The sequence below is a fragment of the Staphylococcus sp. GDY8P196P genome (genome assembly GCF_017891705.1).
GTDB classification, from domain to species: Bacteria; Bacillota; Bacilli; order Staphylococcales; family Staphylococcaceae; genus Staphylococcus; species Staphylococcus ureilyticus.
Genome location: NZ_JAESJS010000018.1, coordinates 1 through 17,994 on the forward strand (window position 1 = coordinate 1; position 17,994 = coordinate 17,994).

At 31.4% G+C, this 17,994-nt stretch carries 21 protein-coding genes and 1 pseudogene; 13 read left to right on the forward strand and 9 right to left on the reverse strand.

The window, feature by feature from the left end; all coding sequences use genetic code 11:
- Nucleotides 1-31 precede the first annotated feature (31 nt).
- The 4 genes and pseudogenes from KA814_RS13760 to KA814_RS09965 all read left to right on the forward strand — a co-directional run.
- Nucleotides 32-169 (forward strand): annotated as a pseudogene (locus KA814_RS13760) (JAB domain-containing protein); the annotation flags it as partial.
- Between the two features lie 169 nt (nucleotides 170-338).
- A complete protein-coding gene (locus KA814_RS09960; protein ID WP_229347799.1) occupies nucleotides 339-878 on the forward strand; it encodes an HTH domain-containing protein in 540 nt (179 codons plus the stop codon).
- 24 nt (nucleotides 879-902) lie between these two features.
- Complete coding sequence (locus KA814_RS13670) at nucleotides 903-1,115, forward strand: hypothetical protein (RefSeq protein WP_229347794.1); 213 nt, start codon at nucleotides 903-905, stop codon at nucleotides 1,113-1,115.
- A gap of 56 nt (nucleotides 1,116-1,171) precedes the next feature.
- Nucleotides 1,172-1,351 (forward strand): hypothetical protein, encoded by a 180-nt coding sequence (locus KA814_RS09965; RefSeq protein ID WP_203265405.1) that lies wholly within the window; start codon nucleotides 1,172-1,174, stop codon nucleotides 1,349-1,351.
- A 133-nt stretch (nucleotides 1,352-1,484) separates the two neighbouring features.
- Here KA814_RS09965 and KA814_RS09970 read toward each other — a convergent pair whose 3' ends face one another.
- The 4 genes from KA814_RS09970 to KA814_RS09985 form a co-directional block, all read right to left on the reverse strand.
- Nucleotides 1,485-1,622, reverse strand: coding sequence for a hypothetical protein (locus KA814_RS09970; protein WP_107529391.1), 138 nt, complete (start codon nucleotides 1,620-1,622; stop codon nucleotides 1,485-1,487).
- 13 nt (nucleotides 1,623-1,635) lie between these two features.
- A complete protein-coding gene (locus tag KA814_RS09975) occupies nucleotides 1,636-2,520 on the reverse strand; it encodes a permease (RefSeq protein ID WP_065865874.1) in 885 nt (294 codons plus the stop codon).
- 89 nt (nucleotides 2,521-2,609) lie between these two features.
- Nucleotides 2,610-2,930 carry an ArsR/SmtB family transcription factor gene (locus KA814_RS09980; RefSeq protein WP_065865873.1) on the reverse strand — a complete coding sequence of 107 codons (321 nt, stop codon included), beginning with the start codon at nucleotides 2,928-2,930 and terminating at the stop codon, nucleotides 2,610-2,612.
- A gap of 32 nt (nucleotides 2,931-2,962) precedes the next feature.
- Entirely contained in the window at nucleotides 2,963-3,163 is a 201-nt protein-coding gene (locus KA814_RS09985; RefSeq protein WP_002452584.1) for a hypothetical protein, read from the reverse strand.
- 205 nt (nucleotides 3,164-3,368) lie between these two features.
- Between KA814_RS09985 and arsR the strand changes: the two genes are divergently transcribed.
- From arsR to arsC, 3 genes are read left to right on the forward strand one after another with little or no spacing between them, the layout of a single operon-like run.
- Nucleotides 3,369-3,683, forward strand: a complete 315-nt coding sequence (gene arsR / locus KA814_RS09990) for an As(III)-sensing metalloregulatory transcriptional repressor ArsR (protein WP_065865872.1) — start codon at nucleotides 3,369-3,371, stop codon at nucleotides 3,681-3,683.
- Complete coding sequence (gene arsB, locus KA814_RS09995) at nucleotides 3,680-4,972, forward strand: arsenite efflux transporter membrane subunit ArsB (RefSeq protein WP_203265325.1); 1,293 nt, start codon at nucleotides 3,680-3,682, stop codon at nucleotides 4,970-4,972. The genes arsR and arsB overlap by 4 nt, the downstream gene beginning before the upstream one ends.
- 17 nt (nucleotides 4,973-4,989) lie before the next feature.
- The gene (gene arsC, locus KA814_RS10000) at nucleotides 4,990-5,391 is read left to right on the forward strand and encodes an arsenate reductase (thioredoxin) (RefSeq protein WP_061854114.1); all 402 of its coding nucleotides are present in this window, start codon (nucleotides 4,990-4,992) and stop codon (nucleotides 5,389-5,391) included.
- A 19-nt stretch (nucleotides 5,392-5,410) separates the two neighbouring features.
- Here arsC and KA814_RS10005 read toward each other — a convergent pair whose 3' ends face one another.
- The 5 genes from KA814_RS10005 to KA814_RS10025 all read right to left on the reverse strand — a co-directional run bounded on the left by KA814_RS10005 (nucleotide 5,411) and on the right by KA814_RS10025 (nucleotide 9,211).
- Nucleotides 5,411-5,752: an ArsR/SmtB family transcription factor gene (locus tag KA814_RS10005; RefSeq protein WP_203265324.1), complete on the reverse strand. Its 342-nt coding sequence runs from the start codon at nucleotides 5,750-5,752 to the stop codon at nucleotides 5,411-5,413.
- Nucleotides 5,753-5,770: 18 nt separating this feature from the next.
- Nucleotides 5,771-6,388: a CadD family cadmium resistance transporter gene (locus KA814_RS10010; protein ID WP_037538729.1), complete on the reverse strand. Its 618-nt coding sequence runs from the start codon at nucleotides 6,386-6,388 to the stop codon at nucleotides 5,771-5,773.
- 402 nt (nucleotides 6,389-6,790) lie between these two features.
- A complete protein-coding gene (locus KA814_RS10015) occupies nucleotides 6,791-8,203 on the reverse strand; it encodes an ApeA N-terminal domain 1-containing protein (RefSeq protein WP_210122737.1) in 1,413 nt (470 codons plus the stop codon).
- An 88-nt stretch (nucleotides 8,204-8,291) separates the two neighbouring features.
- Nucleotides 8,292-8,792: a hypothetical protein gene (locus KA814_RS10020; RefSeq protein WP_245335671.1), complete on the reverse strand. Its 501-nt coding sequence runs from the start codon at nucleotides 8,790-8,792 to the stop codon at nucleotides 8,292-8,294.
- A gap of 71 nt (nucleotides 8,793-8,863) precedes the next feature.
- Nucleotides 8,864-9,211 (reverse strand): SEFIR domain-containing protein, encoded by a 348-nt coding sequence (locus KA814_RS10025; RefSeq protein WP_245335672.1) that lies wholly within the window; start codon nucleotides 9,209-9,211, stop codon nucleotides 8,864-8,866.
- A gap of 357 nt (nucleotides 9,212-9,568) precedes the next feature.
- Between KA814_RS10025 and KA814_RS10030 the strand changes: the two genes are divergently transcribed.
- From KA814_RS10030 to KA814_RS10055, 6 genes are all read left to right on the forward strand, one after another.
- Nucleotides 9,569-10,555, forward strand: coding sequence for a hypothetical protein (locus tag KA814_RS10030; RefSeq protein WP_245335673.1), 987 nt, complete (start codon nucleotides 9,569-9,571; stop codon nucleotides 10,553-10,555).
- A gap of 270 nt (nucleotides 10,556-10,825) precedes the next feature.
- Complete coding sequence (gene cch1 / locus KA814_RS10035; protein ID WP_210122739.1) at nucleotides 10,826-12,613, forward strand: cassette chromosome replicative helicase; 1,788 nt, start codon at nucleotides 10,826-10,828, stop codon at nucleotides 12,611-12,613.
- A 67-nt stretch (nucleotides 12,614-12,680) separates the two neighbouring features.
- Nucleotides 12,681-12,938, forward strand: coding sequence for a hypothetical protein (locus KA814_RS10040; protein WP_210122740.1), 258 nt, complete (start codon nucleotides 12,681-12,683; stop codon nucleotides 12,936-12,938).
- Between the two features lie 176 nt (nucleotides 12,939-13,114).
- On the forward strand, nucleotides 13,115-14,464 hold the full coding sequence (gene ccrA / locus KA814_RS10045; RefSeq protein WP_210122741.1) for a cassette chromosome recombinase CcrA: 1,350 nt from the start codon (nucleotides 13,115-13,117) through the stop codon (nucleotides 14,462-14,464).
- A gap of 20 nt (nucleotides 14,465-14,484) precedes the next feature.
- On the forward strand, nucleotides 14,485-16,113 hold the full coding sequence (gene ccrB, locus KA814_RS10050) for a cassette chromosome recombinase CcrB (RefSeq protein ID WP_210122742.1): 1,629 nt from the start codon (nucleotides 14,485-14,487) through the stop codon (nucleotides 16,111-16,113).
- Between the two features lie 537 nt (nucleotides 16,114-16,650).
- Nucleotides 16,651-17,580, forward strand: coding sequence for a ketopantoate reductase family protein (locus KA814_RS10055; RefSeq protein ID WP_002506256.1), 930 nt, complete (start codon nucleotides 16,651-16,653; stop codon nucleotides 17,578-17,580).
- Nucleotides 17,581-17,994 lie beyond the last annotated feature (414 nt).

Below are 17,994 nucleotides of genomic sequence, written 5' to 3' on the forward strand. Positions count from 1 at the left end.
AGTAATTTACTCTTGATAAGACCCCACACCCTCTCCTGAAGATATCAATGTGACCGAACGATTAATGCTCATCAGTGAAATGATGGGCATTTTATTTTATGACCATGTTATTTTCTCAAATAGTAACGCCTATTCCATTAGAAAACATAATTTAAAAGTAGAGGTATAGCCGTATTTTGTCATTACCGCTATTTCTTCACTTATCAATATTTATAAAATCTCTTTATATCAATGTATTTATCTAAAAAATTTTTTTCACAACTTTTATTAAATATACGGAGGATTGACTTATTGTGACAAACCTATTTTGTAATGTATAACTTAAAGGAGGTGACATATTGGATCGTGCATTTCGAATATTAACAATATACCATCGTTTACTACAGAATAAATCCGTCAACAAACAATCACTTACATTAGAACTCAATACGAGTCCTAGGACGATACAAAGAGATATCGACGATACCAGAAACTTCTTATATGAAAGTAAATCGTGGATCAGTACACCTAAAGCAATCACGTACGATTATAAATCAGAAAGTTATAAGCTCGAACAAGATAAGCATGAAAATATGCATTTTATGTATGATATTTTGACTGCTTTATACCTGACGACACCCAAATTAAGTCATTACTTTTATCAATATCTTAAATTATTAATCATCAAACATCATTCAGGTCATCGAACTACATTACTAAAATATCTTGACCGCTTTGAAATTGATAAAAATCAAACAGGTATTTTGCCAGCATCATTAGTTGTTCGCGCAATGAATGAAATTTATATAGATGATATTAATCAAATGAATCTGAGTTTGTCTGAAAAATCCGTGGATATACAAGAAAAATCAAAGTTACAAACCTATATCACGTTTTAAATCGGTAAAGATGTGTGGTCAAAAATGCATCGATTTTATCAAATTCATGTAATAGAAAAATATGATGCACATTATCTTATTGTCACTTTCAAGATGACAAGAGTCGAAGCTATTCAACTCCGTTTTATATATCAATCCAATATACGTATCATTTCACCCCCTGATTTAAGAGAACAAGTGATTGATGAATTACTTTTACTACAATTAACATATTTAAAACAACAAGTTCAAAAGTAAACCAAGCAGACAATGTTTTACAAATAATATTAATTATAATGAAAGGAATGATAATCATGAGTAACATCATAAAAACGATAGGCAAAGGCATTGGAAAAGGTGTCGGTGCAACAGCAGGTCTAGGTATTTTAGGTTCTTATTTCAAAAGAACTTTCACAATAAATGGACCACTAGGTAAAGAAATAACAAGAATTATAGAAAATCACTTTAGTGAACCTGTAGAAATCAAAGCATAATATAGAGGTAACCATTTTCAAAGACACATTGATTTCAAAATATGTCCTTTTTTAATTATTGTAGAATAAATATAGAAAAGCGTAGCAAAATAGATTAATATAAGGGCCTGGATATAAATTCCAGGCCCTTATATTACTTGTTACAGCAATTGTTATTATCTTCTTGCTCTTTTTCATCTTTTTCTTTTTTTTCGTTCTTTTCCTCAATTTCTACCGAACAACATGACTGTTCTTGAGGTTTTATTTTTTTTAATGCGTCTTTAATACCCATTATTTCACCTCCTTTAAATAATGATATTCACAATCAAACCTGTAGCAATGGCTACAATTAAAATTGCAATAATGAATGATATTACAAATTTTTTCTTGAATAGCTTAGATAGCAATACGACCTCTGGAATACTTGCGCCAGCACCACCAATTATTAATGCAACTACTGTTCCTAGCGACATACCTTTTGATACTAATGCTTCGGCTATAGGTAACATTGTTTCTGGTCTGATATACATAGGGATACCGATAACAGAAGCAATAAACACCGATATAAAACCATCACCACTTGCATACTTAGTTATAAATTCTTCAGGTATGAATCCATATATAAAGGCACCAATAAATACACCAATAAATAGATAAGGTAACATTGGGTATAAAAATGCCCACGCATCGTTTAATGCTTGTTTAAAACGAGATCCTGTTTTATTAGCAAAAAATCCATCACCTTTAACATTGACCCCTTTATAACTTTCAGCTAAATTCATTTTTGAAAATACTAAACCTGTTAAAATACTGAAAATTGCTAGTACTACAAAATAAACAATGGCTACTTTCCATCCTAATAAAGCCCATAACATAAATATCATTAATGGGTTCATTAATGGTGAAGCAATCAAAAAACTCATAGCCGGACCAAAAGGAACTTTGGAATTTAATAGACCTGCAAGTATTGGAATAGTTGAACAAGAACAAAATGGTGTAACAGCACCAAACACCATACCTAATATGTAATTGACAGCTTTATTAGGTTTGCTCAAAAGCTTTTTAATTTTTTCTTCTGAAACAACTTGTTGAATCAGACTTACTATAAAACTCACTACTATAAATAGTAATAATAATTCAAAAAATAACATCAGAAATGTTTTTATGAATTCCATAATTGAATCTATCATTAGTATAACGCCTCCGAATTCATTTAATCAACTTTTCTTGATGTATTAATCAAAAAAATTTGATTAATTCTATGTTATAAAGAAGATACTTAAAGTATCTTACAGCAAGTATCTTCATTTAAAACCACCTGTATTTGTTGCTCATTAATTTTATAATAATTCCATGTGCCATGCTTTTCAGCAATAAGAATATTTGCATCTACTAATTTTTTTAAATGATAGGAAAGTTTAGATTGTTTTAACGCTAATAATTCTTCTAGATCACAAACACATAAAGATTTTGAATCGCTTTGACGTATTGATTGTAGAATTTTAAGCCTGATTTTATCAGCTAGCGCATTAAACATCTGTTCATAAAAGTCTAATTTTTCTTCCTCACTTCTATTAGGACTGGACTTAATAATTTCCATTAAATAATCACCTCTCTTATATATAGATATTTCTATTTTTGTTTGAGTTCTTGTATTGCTTGATTAAAATGAGTTTCTGTTATTTTACCATACATGTCAGGTTCTCCTTTAAAGAATTCATTTTTCATATATGATATAGCTTCTTTTAAAGAAACTTCTCTTGATATCATAATTAGATTTAAGTAGCTAACAAAATAATCAACAGATAATGTACCTGCATGATTTATTCTCATAAAATCGAACTCCTTTATAAAATACTAAAATGATACATCAATTTTTTTTGATGTATTAAATATAAATTATTATTTCAACTTTTGCAAGATAATAAAACTAGTTATTTAGGACGCATTCTAATCTAATACTAAAATTAGTCAAAAAACTACATAGACATAAAACTATATAGATGTTAATCTATGTAATGAAAAGGAGGTATTATTTATGTCTTATAAAGAATTATCAGCAATATTAAAAGTTTTATCAGATCCAAGCAGGTTAGAAATATTAGATTTACTTTCTTGTGGTGAGCTATGCGCTTGTGACTTATTAGAACACTTTCAATTCTCACAACCTACACTAAGTCATCATATGAAGTCATTAGTAGATAACGAATTAGTTACAACACGAAAAGACGGCAACAAACATTGGTATCAACTTAATCATGCTATTTTAGATGATATTATTCAAAACTTAAACATCATTAATACATCTAATCAAAGATGTGTATGTAAAAATGTGAAATCAGGTGACTGTTGATGACCATTTTAGCAATTATAATCTTCTTGTTAACTTTAATCTTTGTGATATGGCAACCAAAAGGTTTAGATATTGGTATTACAGCTTTAATTGGAGCTGTTGTTGCTATCTTTACAGGAGTCGTAAGTTTTTCCGATGTATTAGAAGTAACCGGTATTGTTTGGAATGCAACTTTAACTTTTGTAGCTGTTATTCTAATTTCATTAATATTAGATGAAATTGGTTTTTTTGAATGGTCTGCAATACATATGGTCAAGGCTTCAAACGGTAATGGCTTAAAAATGTTTGTTTTTATTATGTTACTTGGGGCAATTGTAGCAGCATTTTTCGCAAATGATGGTGCGGCTTTAATCTTAACGCCTATTGTATTAGCGATGGTAAGAAATCTAGGGTTTAATAAAAAAGTGATTTTCCCCTTTATTATTGCCAGTGGCTTTATCGCTGATACTACATCACTACCCTTAATTGTAAGTAACTTAGTTAATATCGTTTCTGCAGATTACTTCGATATTGGATTTATTGAATATTTTAGTCGAATGATTATTCCTAATATATTCTCTCTGATTGCTAGTATTCTCGTTTTATGGTTATATTTCAGAAAATCTATACCTAAAACGTTCGATACAGAAAATCTTTCACATCCTAAAAATGCAATTAAAGATTCTAAATTATTTAAGATTTCATGGATTGTATTAGCAATACTACTTGTGGGTTATCTTGTTAGTGAGTTTATTCAAATCCCTGTATCAATCATTGCTGGTATTATTGCTATTATCTTTGTACTGTTAGCTCGCAATTCCGAAGCTGTGCATACGAAACAAGTAATTAAAGGTGCACCATGGAATATTGTCCTATTTTCAATTGGTATGTATTTAGTCGTATTCGGCTTGAAAAACGTAGGCATCACCACAATTTTAGCTGATGCATTATCCAATATTTCAAGTTATGGACTATTCAGTAGTGTTATGGGCATGGGCTTTATATCTGCTTTGTTATCATCAATTATGAATAATATGCCTACAGTTTTAATAGATGCAATTGCTATCGGACAATCGAATGTAGTTGGAACAATTAAAGAAGGTATGGTTTATGCGAATGTCATAGGTTCTGATTTAGGACCTAAAATAACACCGATTGGTTCTTTAGCAACATTATTGTGGCTACATGTCTTAACACAAAAAGGTGTGAAAATTTCGTGGGGAACATACTTTAAAACTGGAATTATCATTACTATTCCGGTCCTATTTGTAACACTCTTAGGTTTATACCTTTCACTAATCATATTTTAAGAAAAGAGGCTTTAATTATGGATAAGAAAACAATTTATTTTATATGTACAGGAAACTCTTGTCGTAGCCAAATGGCTGAAGGTTGGGGAAAAGAAATATTGGGTGAAGATTGGAATGTCTATTCTGCTGGTATTGAAACACATGGTGTTAATCCTAAAGCAATAGAAGCTATGAAAGAAGTGGATATTGATATCTCAAACCATACATCAGATTTGATTGATAGTGATATCTTAGAACAGTCAGCTTTGGTCGTAACATTATGTAGTGATGCAGACGATAATTGCCCTATATTACCACCTAATGTTAAAAAAGAACACTGGGGCTTTGATGATCCAGCAGGAAAAGAATGGCCAGAATTTCAACGTGTTAGAGATGAAATTGGAAAAAGAATACAAGAATTCAAAGAAACGCTCGTTTAATGTGAGCGTTTCTTTATATTTAAGTCATACATTTTATTAATAATGATTTCATTTCTATATCTTTGATATAATAGTATGTCATTTTCCCATCCTTGTAAAAATCCAGCACGTCTCTTTTATACAGAGCTCTCAAATGATGTGATGTTGAAGCTATACTCAAACCTAATGTTATAGATAAGTCACAAACACATAATTCTTTCTCTTTAATTAGAGCTAATATAATTTTCAGCTTATTCTCATCACTTATCTTTAATAATGTATTGATAAGCCGTTGAGTTTTTTCTTCTTTTAAAAATCTTAAAGCATAATTCACTTTTTCCTCATGAACACAAATGACGTCACAAATTTTATTGTTACTCATATTAAGTCACACCTTAATTTATAATATAAATCCTAATATCGTTTGTATGGTTTCATTTTCAATAATAATAAATAAGCCCAATGCTATGTAAATAACAGCCATAATCCAACGACTGAATTTCTCAACAATTTCACCCACACCAGGAATTCTAGCTAGTTTTTGTGCTGTGAATACTAAAAAGAAAATTAAAACTAAAAATACAATTAAGGTAGTCAGTAATTCAATAATATCCAATGCTACAAAATAAGGGACAAATAAACCAATATTATCTGCACCACAACTTGCAATTGTCACTAAAGAAACAGTCCCTACTAATTTGGACAAACCTTTTTCGTTTAATTCTTTTTTTGCTCTTTTTTCACCTTCACAATCATCATAAATAGCAACTTTTATACCTAAGTAGATGGGGATCAAACCTAATAAACCTAATATCCATTTCTCTGGAACATAATGTAACACAAAAGCTAAAAATAAACTGACTAATATGAGGATAATCGATCCTAAATATTGACCTATATAAATATCCCTATATTCTTTTCTAGTCTTTGCTCTAGCAAAAAATATTAATAAAATCACTAATAAATCTACCGCAGTTGCAATATAAAGTATTGCCGCAGTTATAATAGTCTGAACCATAGAGCACCTCATTCAAATATACATTTGAATGAATTGTATCATATATTGCATATCTTATGAATAATAAATATTAGAACCGAAAAGTGACACTTTAACTGATAGTAAGGGGCTGTGTACATACGAGTGATTTATAGATTCTTTGAGAATACGACTTAAAGCGATTTTAATTTGTCAGTTCATTGCATTTTGTTTTTTTAACAATTTCACCAATAAGAAGAACCTTATAAAAACCGCATCATTTATGATACGCTTCTGCTTATCGGTTGGTGATGCGGTTTTAAAAAAGTAAGTTACGAATGTCGAATTATCTTTGTATGTCAGCTTATTTATAATACTTTTCAACTTATGATGGCTAAAGTGAAATGAAAAATTAATAATCACTTAATTGGATACTTATTGTTATTAAATATTTTTTCTATCAGCATTTTTTAAACTAATACTATTCGCAATTGGTTGTATCCTTTCACTTATCCTTTCGTGAATAAAATCCTCTTCAAATCCTAATTCTTGTAATAAATAAAATTCTAATATGTTACGCAACATGTGGAAAGCATTACTTAAATCTTCACCTTTAAGAACTTTATCCTTTTGTTTTGGATTATAGTGGGTGTAATAATTTCTAGTATTAGCAATTAAGCTTGGGAACTTTTGTAATTCAAAATCTCCAATAAAAAAATAAAATTCATAGTTAGCTAGTAATAAATCGGCAATACGACTTCTCAATGTAATGAATTTTCTACAACCATCCAATAAAAACTTCCTATCTTTTTCACGAAAAGATTCAGGTCTTAATTTTAATAATTTTTCAACTCTTTTTTTATAATTTTTAAGAGAAAAAGCTATTCTTCGAGAATGATAGGTCTCTAATGCTTGTACCATGTTCAAAAAGTGTCGACTAATCGATAAATTCTGGTTATATAAACTATCGATATAAAGTTCAATTATAGGTTCCATTATAGTTGATACTTCTTGCCAATGGGAGAAATTCCCCTTCTTAAGCTCACTTAGGCTAAAAAGATAGTCATGTTTTGTTAAATGATTATCACTATTTTCATTATGCACAGTATGTTTATAACTATGAATAACTTTCAGTGGTTGGATATACTTCTTACCATTTTCAAATTCATAGTAAAATTTGGGAGTTGTCACAATCATCTCCCCATAACTTAAAGGAATACCTATAGCTATCTCTATAAGTCGTCTCATCTGATTGGATACATTCATAAACCATTCAATCGTTTTAGTTGTTTGAACTTCGATTATAAGATGAGGAATTTGCTTTAAAACTATTTCCTCCTTCATTAGTTCAAATGGGTTACTAAAATTCAAATAATAGAATACACTATAATTTTTATTAGAATATATTTCAATAGGTTCTACGATATTTAAATCTATTAAGGAAGTAGCATTAGTTTCTAATTCAGGGCTTACATAATTTGAAGTATCCCCCCATTGAATAATATTTGGGATACTTACAGTCATTTTAGAAAATTTAATATCTTCTTCATTATTAAAGTTCACACCATTAAACATAAAATCAGCTCTATATCCGTATACTTCTTCTGTTCCTATTCTACTAGTAGTACTTATTCTTGAACAATTGACAATTGTCATTTTGGCACCATTAATTGTAGAACCAGTAATAAAAGGTATTTCAAGAGGTAATTCTAAATAACTCATCATTGGCCCCTTATTAGGTATACGAATATATAATATAACGCCACCTTCTTCTTCATTTAAATATAAATCCCCTTTTAATTTTTTTCCTTTATTATTAATCCTCCAAAAACCTGTAGCTGAAAAAACAACTTTCATTTACATACCTCCAAATGCTTAATAATTAATAAAAATTGGATATACTATTTATTAATTTTACCCTTTGATTTTGCAATATCCTAGAGTTTCAAAACTCAATATCTTGAATTTTTTTATTTATTGCTTTTTTAAATTGATTTTTTTGATTTTTTTCAATTTGTTCCAACTCCAATTTCCTTTCCTCTATTTTTTTATACTCTTCATTCGCATCATCAACACACATAACTAAAGTGTCTCTATGATATTTTTTCACTTCATCAATTGTAGTCCCATCCAATATTATTCTATTTCCAACAACTTTTGCCTTTCCAAATCTATGCATTGTAGAATAAACTCTAGGGTTATTCCATTTGTGTATAAAAATTTCACACCACTCTTGATTCGGGATTTGATTTAATAGAAATGGAATACTATATAATGCTGATCCTCTTGTACCATCTAATTTCGGAAGCGTTACTTCTTCTTGCTTTATTCCTAAAATTTTAATATCACTCCTAATTATATTTGATATACTCGTATTATCTAAACGATCATAAACGCTTTTACTTTTTGATTTGGGTTTCTTATCATGTCCTATAATTGTTGTCAATAAGTCATCAAGTTGATTATTATATTCAATGGATTGTTCATCATGATATAATTCTGTCCAGAGCTTACTTTTTAGAAAATTGGGTATATTTTTTTATCTTTTTCATTTAAAATTATAGGAAGAAATCTATCTTTATCTTCGTTTCTTAAAACTCCATCAGACATTAACCTTGCTTCATACCCGCTTCCACCACGCCTTTTATCTGCATTCACTTTATAGCGCTCACTACAAATAATTAGTACAAAATCAGATTGCTGAATTCCACGCTCCATAAAAAGAGGTACTTCCTGTCCTTTGTTTATATCCCATTTATCAAAACTTACTTCGAATTCTTTGTAATCTTCTAACATCTCCGCTAGCTTAATAACTTTTTCATCTTCAATTTCATCCCAGGCGTATGAAATAAATATTTTTTTCATTAATAAATCAACTCCCTATGTAATCTGCATCATTACAATAATAACTCATTTTTCACTTTTATTGTAATCCTCTAATCTGATAAAACGATGTGCTATGCAATGGATATATCTTTGCGATATTACTATTAAGCAATAGTTTGTAAACTTTTCACTAAATTACACGTTCATTATTAAGTATATTTTCTAGCACCTTTATATAACTAGAGAATTACTCGATTAATTGAATAGTTATACTTACAATAATAAACGCTTTATAGAACTAGCGTTCTCATATTATACCACAAAGGAACTTATGTTCCCTTAAATACCTGAGTGTATTAAAGTATAATTATTAAAAAATTGGAAATGAGTGATTTGATGAACCATGATTGGGGCCGTGAATTACAATCAATTATTGAGGATATCGATTCAAAAAATGTAAAAGAAGTAATGAACTACGCAAATCAATCCTATGAAGAATTACACAGGAATAGTAACACTCGTAACAAGGAGAATTACCCATTGATTCTTAATGATATAATTAAACTTGAAGTAGAACGTATTTATTACACCAATCATAAAGATGACGAAAATAAACCCAAAAAATGGGAAGATCATGATTTATTTGTTCCAACTAAAACTAACTTTTCAGCAAATTTCAAAAAATTTTGTCTTGCACTTGGTATTGATTCTGAAAACTTTAAAATTGGAAAGTCTTATGCATTTAAATCTGAAAGTGAATCCGTTTTACATGATATATTACTAAATAACCCTGAATATATTCATTTTTTAAAAAATGGTGTTAATAAAAAAGACTTAAAATATATAAACAAAATTAATGAAAATCTTTATTACTTCATAAAAAATGAAATTACAGACCCTATTGATTATGAAACTGCTATGACAAATTATTATTTATATTTCTTAGTCAATTCAAATATCGAAGTGGGTATCAAATCTAAAGTTATAGACATAATAACTGCACCAAATGTTAATAATGCTCAAAAAATAGATGTAATGAATTACTACATGGACGAATTAGCTGAACTTAACGACGAAGTTAATTCAAGGTTGGCTACATCTCAAACTTACAGCTATAGCGACTATCTAGAACAAGAGAGTCTTGTTCACATTAACTTAAATCTTGCGAAGTACTTAACCAACAAAGAAACCCAAGCATCTGCACCTAAAGATCTAGTAATTAGATTATTAAGTTATAGCGAGTTAGTAGATCCCCCAGAGTACACCAAAGAAAACCGTAACAAACTTATTGCTGAATTAAAAAAAGCTTTAAACTATCATTTTAAGAAGGATGATAAAGATGAAAATAGTCAATCTGACTATTTTTTTATAACAACAAAATAGTCACTACTATATAAAGACGTATCGATATAAATCGGTACTCTTTTTTTGTCAATATTTTCCTCCGGAATTTTGTATGGAATTTCTAAGGCTATTTTACAGACTTACTACTCACGCTATTACCTATATAGTTGTAAATGTATTCGGCCGATACAAAAATTAAAACATTCGGAGGTAAATTAGTATGAAGTACAAAGGTGAAGATTTTAACGAATTTAAAATAGGACCAAATCCAATGCGTCACAAAAGTAACTGGAAAGGTGGTAACAACTAATGGCTAACAACATTTTCGAGCAATATCCATACTGGGTAAATTCAACTGGATGTTACGAACTTATTCCAGCAAAAAACAAAAACGACGAAGATAAGGTAGTTCGTTTATCTAGTCCAATCATCATTGAAAACAAATTTCTTGATCCCTCTACTGGGATTGAGAAATTGACTATCACTGACGGTAAAAATATCGAACGTATTGAAACGTCAGATATTTTAATATCGCAGAAGCTACCCGGTCTGATTATGTATGGCTTCAGCATCAATGAAAAGTACATTAAATCGTTAAGTAATGCCTTGCAATTAATGCGCCAATCACTACCACTGTCCTCATTGTATACAGGTGTTGGTGTCTTAAATACTGATAAAGGTATCGTCATTTCATTGGACGAGCCTTATCTTTCAAATGAAATCAAACAGTCACAAGCTGACGAAATTATTTGCGAAACACAATATGATTTACAACCTAAAGGTTCATTTGGAAACTGGTGGCAAATGTATCTTGATGAAGTAAAAGGGAACTTGTTGCTAGAGCTTGCCGTGGTATTTGGTGTTTCTTCTTTAGTGTCTGCGTACTTAAAAGCAAAACATGAGATTGAATTTGCAGGCACTATTTTCTCGTTTGTAGGTAATTCTAGTAGCGGTAAAAGTACTAGTGGTGCACTTTCAGCTAGTGTAGCGGGTAACGTAAACAATGGCTCAAATACATTAATGAAATCACTTAACGGAACACGTAATGGAATAGAAAGTTACCTAAATGATAATCACGGTGTCCCTATTGTATTAGATGAGTTGTCCTCTTCCTCATTTCAAGATTCTACCGGACTTCTGTACAGTATTGCAGAAGGATTAGGACGACAACGTTCAGATATAAACGGCAAGGCTAAAGGTGTCCGACATTGGGGAACTAGCATTATAGTAACAGGCGAACATAGTATTTTTAAAGACTCAGCAAAAAATGATGGGCTACGGGTTAGAACCATCGAAATTAACGAACATTTCACTAAAAGCGCTAAAAATGCTGATGCCATTAAAAAGGCAACATCAGCTAATTACGGTCATGTGATGCCATTAGTCGCCGAGTACCTACTTAATCGTGAAGCAGAAGTCATTCAATGGTTCCGAACTGAGCATCAATGGTTCAAAACGCAACTAGAAAATGAAACGAGCAATACAGGTATCCGCATGTTCAAGCGCTACGCCACCATTACGACTTCAGCACGAATATTAGAACGTGTAATCGCGACACCTATCGGTTTGGATGCAGTTAGAGATTACCTCATTAACTATCATTTAGATTCTGTTAGTGAACGAGATCTGTCTTCCAAAGCTCTCGAAACTATAGTTCAGTTTGTGGCACAGAACAGAGGCAAATTTACTGAAGATAGTAAGCTATCAACTATAGTGGAGAATTATGGACTTATTCAATTAAAGGAAAATTGTGTTCAAGTCAAAATGCTTAAAGATGTTTTTAAACAAATGCTGGAAGAAAATCAATACCAAGATGTCAATAATGTTATCAATGCTTTGCGAGATAAAGGCCATATTCAATCTGACCCTAATCGAAAAACAACTAAACGTAGTATCAAAGATGCTCAAGGAAAATCAAAGACCATTGTGTTCTACCATCTTAAATTGGATAAAGAACTTGCACCTATTCTCGGCTTAAGCCCTGATACAGAAGCTTTTACACCACCGAAATTTGATAATAATACAAATCCAGATTTGCTTAATAATTTTATTAAACAAGCGAAAGAAAAAGAAGCAAATGACGATTTAGAACTATAAATTTGAATATTATATCGCTACAACGCTCTATGCGTTGTAGCTCATTAAATTAATCGGAGGCATAAAAATGAAAACAAACGTCAACTTATTAGATTATACAATTGATTCGGTAGAAGTCGATGATCATCAAAAATCTATTATCGTTAATTATATCGACAGATACTACCATATACAACAATATGTATTAACTGAAACGGAACAAAAGCTACTAAAATTTTATCACTTGTACCCTGAATTCATGAATGAAAAAGAGATAACTGAACATTTTGTCCCAAGTAAACGACAAGAACGAATAACAATGCAACATGTTATCAATTCTATATAATTTGATATTTGGAGGTTGAATCATATGGACGAATTAATCACATTACTTGCTGATTTAGTGATTGAAGAAATCAATCACGTTGATGACTAATAATACGCCCAACACCTGGCTGGTGTTGGGCTAATCTATAAATTCGTTCATAAATATATATTATTACTTTGGAAGGAGGAAACAAGATGAAACAAGCAATAGGTTACTTACGTCAAAGTACACTCAAACAACAATCTCTAGCAGCACAGAAACAGACCATCAAAGCACTAGCCAAAAAACACAGTATTAAACAAATCACTTTTTATAACGATAAGCAATCAGGACGCACTGATAAGCGGAATGGTTATCAACAAATTACTGAACTGATTCAACAGGGACAATGTGACGTATTATGTTGCTATCGTCTGAATCGACTTCATCGTAACCTAAAAAATGCATTAAAACTCATGAAATTGTGTCAAAAGTATCATGTTCATATCTTAAGCGTTCATGATGGCTACTTCGACATGGATAAAGCATTCGATCGGCTCAAACTCAATATTTTCATGAGTCTCGCTGAACTTGAATCCGATAATATTGGAGAACAAGTTAAAAATGGAATCCGAGAAAAAGCAAGCCAAGGTAAACTAATTACAACGCACGCTCCATTTGGCTATCACTACCATAATGGAACATTCATGATAGACACAGTAAAAGCACCAACAGTAAAAGCTGTGTTCAATTATTACCTTCAAGGTTATGGTTATAAAAAAATTGCACAATACTTAGAAGCTGATGATAAATTCATTAATCGTAAGCCCTATCAAGTGCGTAATATTATCCTTAACCCTAATTACTGTGGCCGTGTTATCAATCAATACGGACAATATGAAAACATGTTCCCAGCTATTGTCAGTACAACGATATACGAAGAAGCTCAAGTTACCCGAACTCAGAAACAAGTCAAACGTAAACCGTCAGAAAACCAACTCAAACAAAAAATAAAATGTCCTTGTTGTGGTTCAACCCTTACCAACATGACCATTAGAAAAACCAATCATTCATTACGTTATTATGTCTGTCCTAAAAATATGAATGCATCACGTTTTGCATGTGACTTTAAAGGCATAAACGCTGAAAACCTAGAAAAACAGGTCTTAGAATCTTGCCAAAAATTCTTTCGAGACCAACAGCTCTATTCGAAAATCAAACACGCTATTGAGAAACAGCTCAAAAAACAAAAAATGCATAATACTAATAACACATTAACTCATGAAAAGCTCATTGAAAAATTAGCTCAAGGAACAATTGATGTAGAAACATTCAGAGAACAGTCCCAATCAATTAATCTACAGAATAAACCTATACAAGCAATAAGTGATATTCGGATAAAAGCATCACTACAAAAGGTTATACAGAAAAGTTTCACGTTAAACATGCTGCATCCCTATATTGATGAAATTCGCATTACTAAAAACAAAGCCCTTGTTGGAATCTATTTCAAAAATGAACCCTTAAACATCGTCAATCAAAAAACACAGTCATCGATTGCTTAATCAGAAAGGATGAAAAAATCATGCAACAACTCAAACAAAAACGTGTCGGTATCTATGTCCGCGTATCAACAGAAATGCAAAGTGCAGAGGGCTATAGTATCGACGGGCAAATCAATCAAATCAAAGAATATTGTAACTTCCATCATTTCGAAGTCAAAGATATATACGCTGATCGTGGTATTTCAGGAAAGTCTATGAACCGCCCTGAGCTCCAACGTTTGTTAAAAGATGCGAACGAAGGTCATATCGATTGTGTCATGGTGTATAAAACGAATAGACTCGCACGTAATACATCAGACTTACTCAAAATTGTTGAAGACCTTCATCGTCAAAATGTCGAATTCTTCAGCCTGTCTGAGCGTATGGAAGTTAATACAAGCAGTGGTAAACTGATGCTACAAATACTTGCGAGCTTCTCAGAATTCGAACGTAATAACATTGTCGAGAATGTATTCATGGGCCAAACTAGACGTGCACAAGAAGGCTACTATCAAGGGAATTTGCCACTAGGATATGACAAAATCCCTGATAATAAACACGAACTAATGATTAATCAACATGAAGCGAATATCGTGAAATATATATTCGAATCTTATGCCAAAGGACATGGTTATCGTAAAATTGCCAATGCCCTCAATCACAAAGGATATGTTACTAAAAAAGGTAATCCTTTTAGCATCAATTCAATAACCTATATCTTAGTCAATCCATTCTACATTGGTAAAATTCAATTTGCGAAGTACAAAGATTGGAATGAAAAGCGTCGTAAAGGACTGAATGATAAACCTATTATAGCTGATGGTAAACACCCTCCTATTATTAGTCAAGAATTATGGGATAAAGTCCAATCACGCAAAAAACAGGTCAGTCAAAAACCTCAAGTTCATGGAAAAGGAACCAATCAATTAACAGGTATTATTCACTGCCCACAATGTGGTGCACCAATGGCAGCTAGTAACACAACGAACACATTGAAAGATGGTACCAAGAAGCGAATACGCTATTATTCTTGTAGTAACTTTCGAAATAAAGGCTCAAAAGTATGTTCTGCGAATAGTGTTAGAGCTGAGGTGATTGAGAAATACGTTATGGATCAAATACTTGAAATTGTCAAAAGCGATAAAGTTCTCAAACAAGTTGTCGAACGTGTTAATCAAGATAGTCAAATTGATATGGCTGCACTTAACCATGATATCGCATATAAGCAACAACAATTTGATGAAATAAACACTAAACTAAAAAATCTAATTCAAACCATCGAAGACAATCCAGACTTAACATCTGCACTCAAACCAACTATTCATCAATATGAAACACAACTCAATGACATTACAAATCAAATGAATCAACTCAAGCACCAACAAAATCAAGAGAAACCATCTTATGATACGAAAAAAATCGCTGCCCTATTACAACGAATATTTCAAAATATAGAATCCATGGATAAATCACAGCTCAAAGCTTTGTACCTAACGGTTATTGACCGTATTGACATTCGTAAACATGAGAATCATAAAAAGCAATTCTACGTTACACTAAAACTTAATAATGAAATTATTAAACAACTTTTCAATAATAATAATCTAGACGAAGTGCTCCTCAGCACTTCGTCTTTGTTTTTGCCTCAAACACTCTACTTTCAAATCTAATATCTATGTACTGTCCTTTCGTCATTCAATAACCCCCATCTAACGAACCTTTTCAACATACTAACAAGTCACAACTCAATGTGAAGCTTATATTGTATGACGAAAGAACATCCCAAAATATAATATGAACGGGATAGCAATGGGATTGGATAACTTCAAGTGACAGAAGGATTACGCAAGCGTAATCCCGAAATCCCATTATTATTTATAAATAAATAATATAAAAAGAAAAAGTAAGTCGTACTGACATCTACAAATCCAAATCATATATAAATATATAGCTATATTTCCCGAGAAATAAGCGGGATAACGGGATTTCCTCGTCATACCAACAATGAGCATGCATTTCGGTTGGGATATTTTCTGAATTTCAATGGGATTTTCAAATAATACTAAAAACCATAATATGATAACCAACTGAATGATGGCTCAAATCAAAGAATTGCGCAACAATTCACCAAAAGGTCTAAAATGATATAATTCAATTATATTGTAATATTGATTATAAAATCTAAAAATAGCTAAGGAGTGTATTTTATGTACAAAATAGCCATAGCAGGTGCAGGCGCAATGGGTGGAAGAATTGGTATTTCTATAAAAGAAGCTGGTTATGACGTAACACTTATAGATAATTGGGAAGAGCATGTTAATCAAATTAATCAAGATGGCATGAACATTAAAACAGAAACAGATAACTACTCAATTAACATTCCCGCAATATTAACCAAAGATGTTTCAGCTGAATTTGATCTCATCATAATATTAACCAAAGCTATGCAATCTGAAGAGATGTTACAACGTTTACAAGAAGCTGGCTGTATTCATAGTGGGACAGCTATATTAAGTATGATGAATGGCTTAGGTCATGAAGAGCGATTATCACAAATTGTTCCGCTATCACAAATCTATCTTGGCGTAACTATGTGGACAGCTGGACTGCGCGGGCCAGGTCAATTATTACTCGAAGGCGAAGGATCTATATATCTACAAAGAGCAGATGGTGAAGTAGATGAACAAGCTAATACTATACTTCAAATATTCAATGACTCTGGCTTGAATGCACAAATTAGTTCCAATGTATTCGAATCAATATGGTCTAAAGCTACACTCAATAGTGTTTTAAATCCTCTATGTACGATATTAAACAAAACCATTTACGAATTTGGTAATTATGCACAATCAGATGAAATGATTATGCCAATTATTGATGAAATTGTCGCAGTTGCAAAGGCAAAAGACATTCATTTGGATCGTAATGAGCTTTTTAAAAAAGTTGTATCAGCCTATCCAAAAGAAGCTCAAGGACTTCATTACCCATCAATGCATCAAGATTATTCAAATGGCCGCTTAACTGAAATAGACTACCTTAATGGACAAATAGCTGCTTATGGAAAAGAATTTAATATACCTACACCGATTAATACAATGCTAACTCATCTTGTCCACCAATTAGAATCAAAATTATAATAACTACAAAATCAAATTTAATCATTCTTCTCTCGACGAAGTGCGTCTCAGCACTTCGTCTTTATTTTTACCTCAAACCCTCTTTCTCAAAATATAATGTAAACATACTTGTCCTTTCGTCATTCAATAACACGCATCTATCAAATATTTCAACAAACTAATCAGTCATAACTCGATATGAAGCTTATATTGTATGACGAAAGAACATCCCAAAATAAAATGTCAACGGGATAACAGCGGGATTCAATAACTTCATGTAGCAGAAGGATTACGCAAGCGTAATCCCAAAATCCCATTATTATTTATAAATAAATAATATAAAAAGAAAAAGTCAGTCGTACTGACATCTACAAATCCAAATCATATATAAATATATAGCTATATTTCCTGAGAAATGAGCGGGATAACGGGATT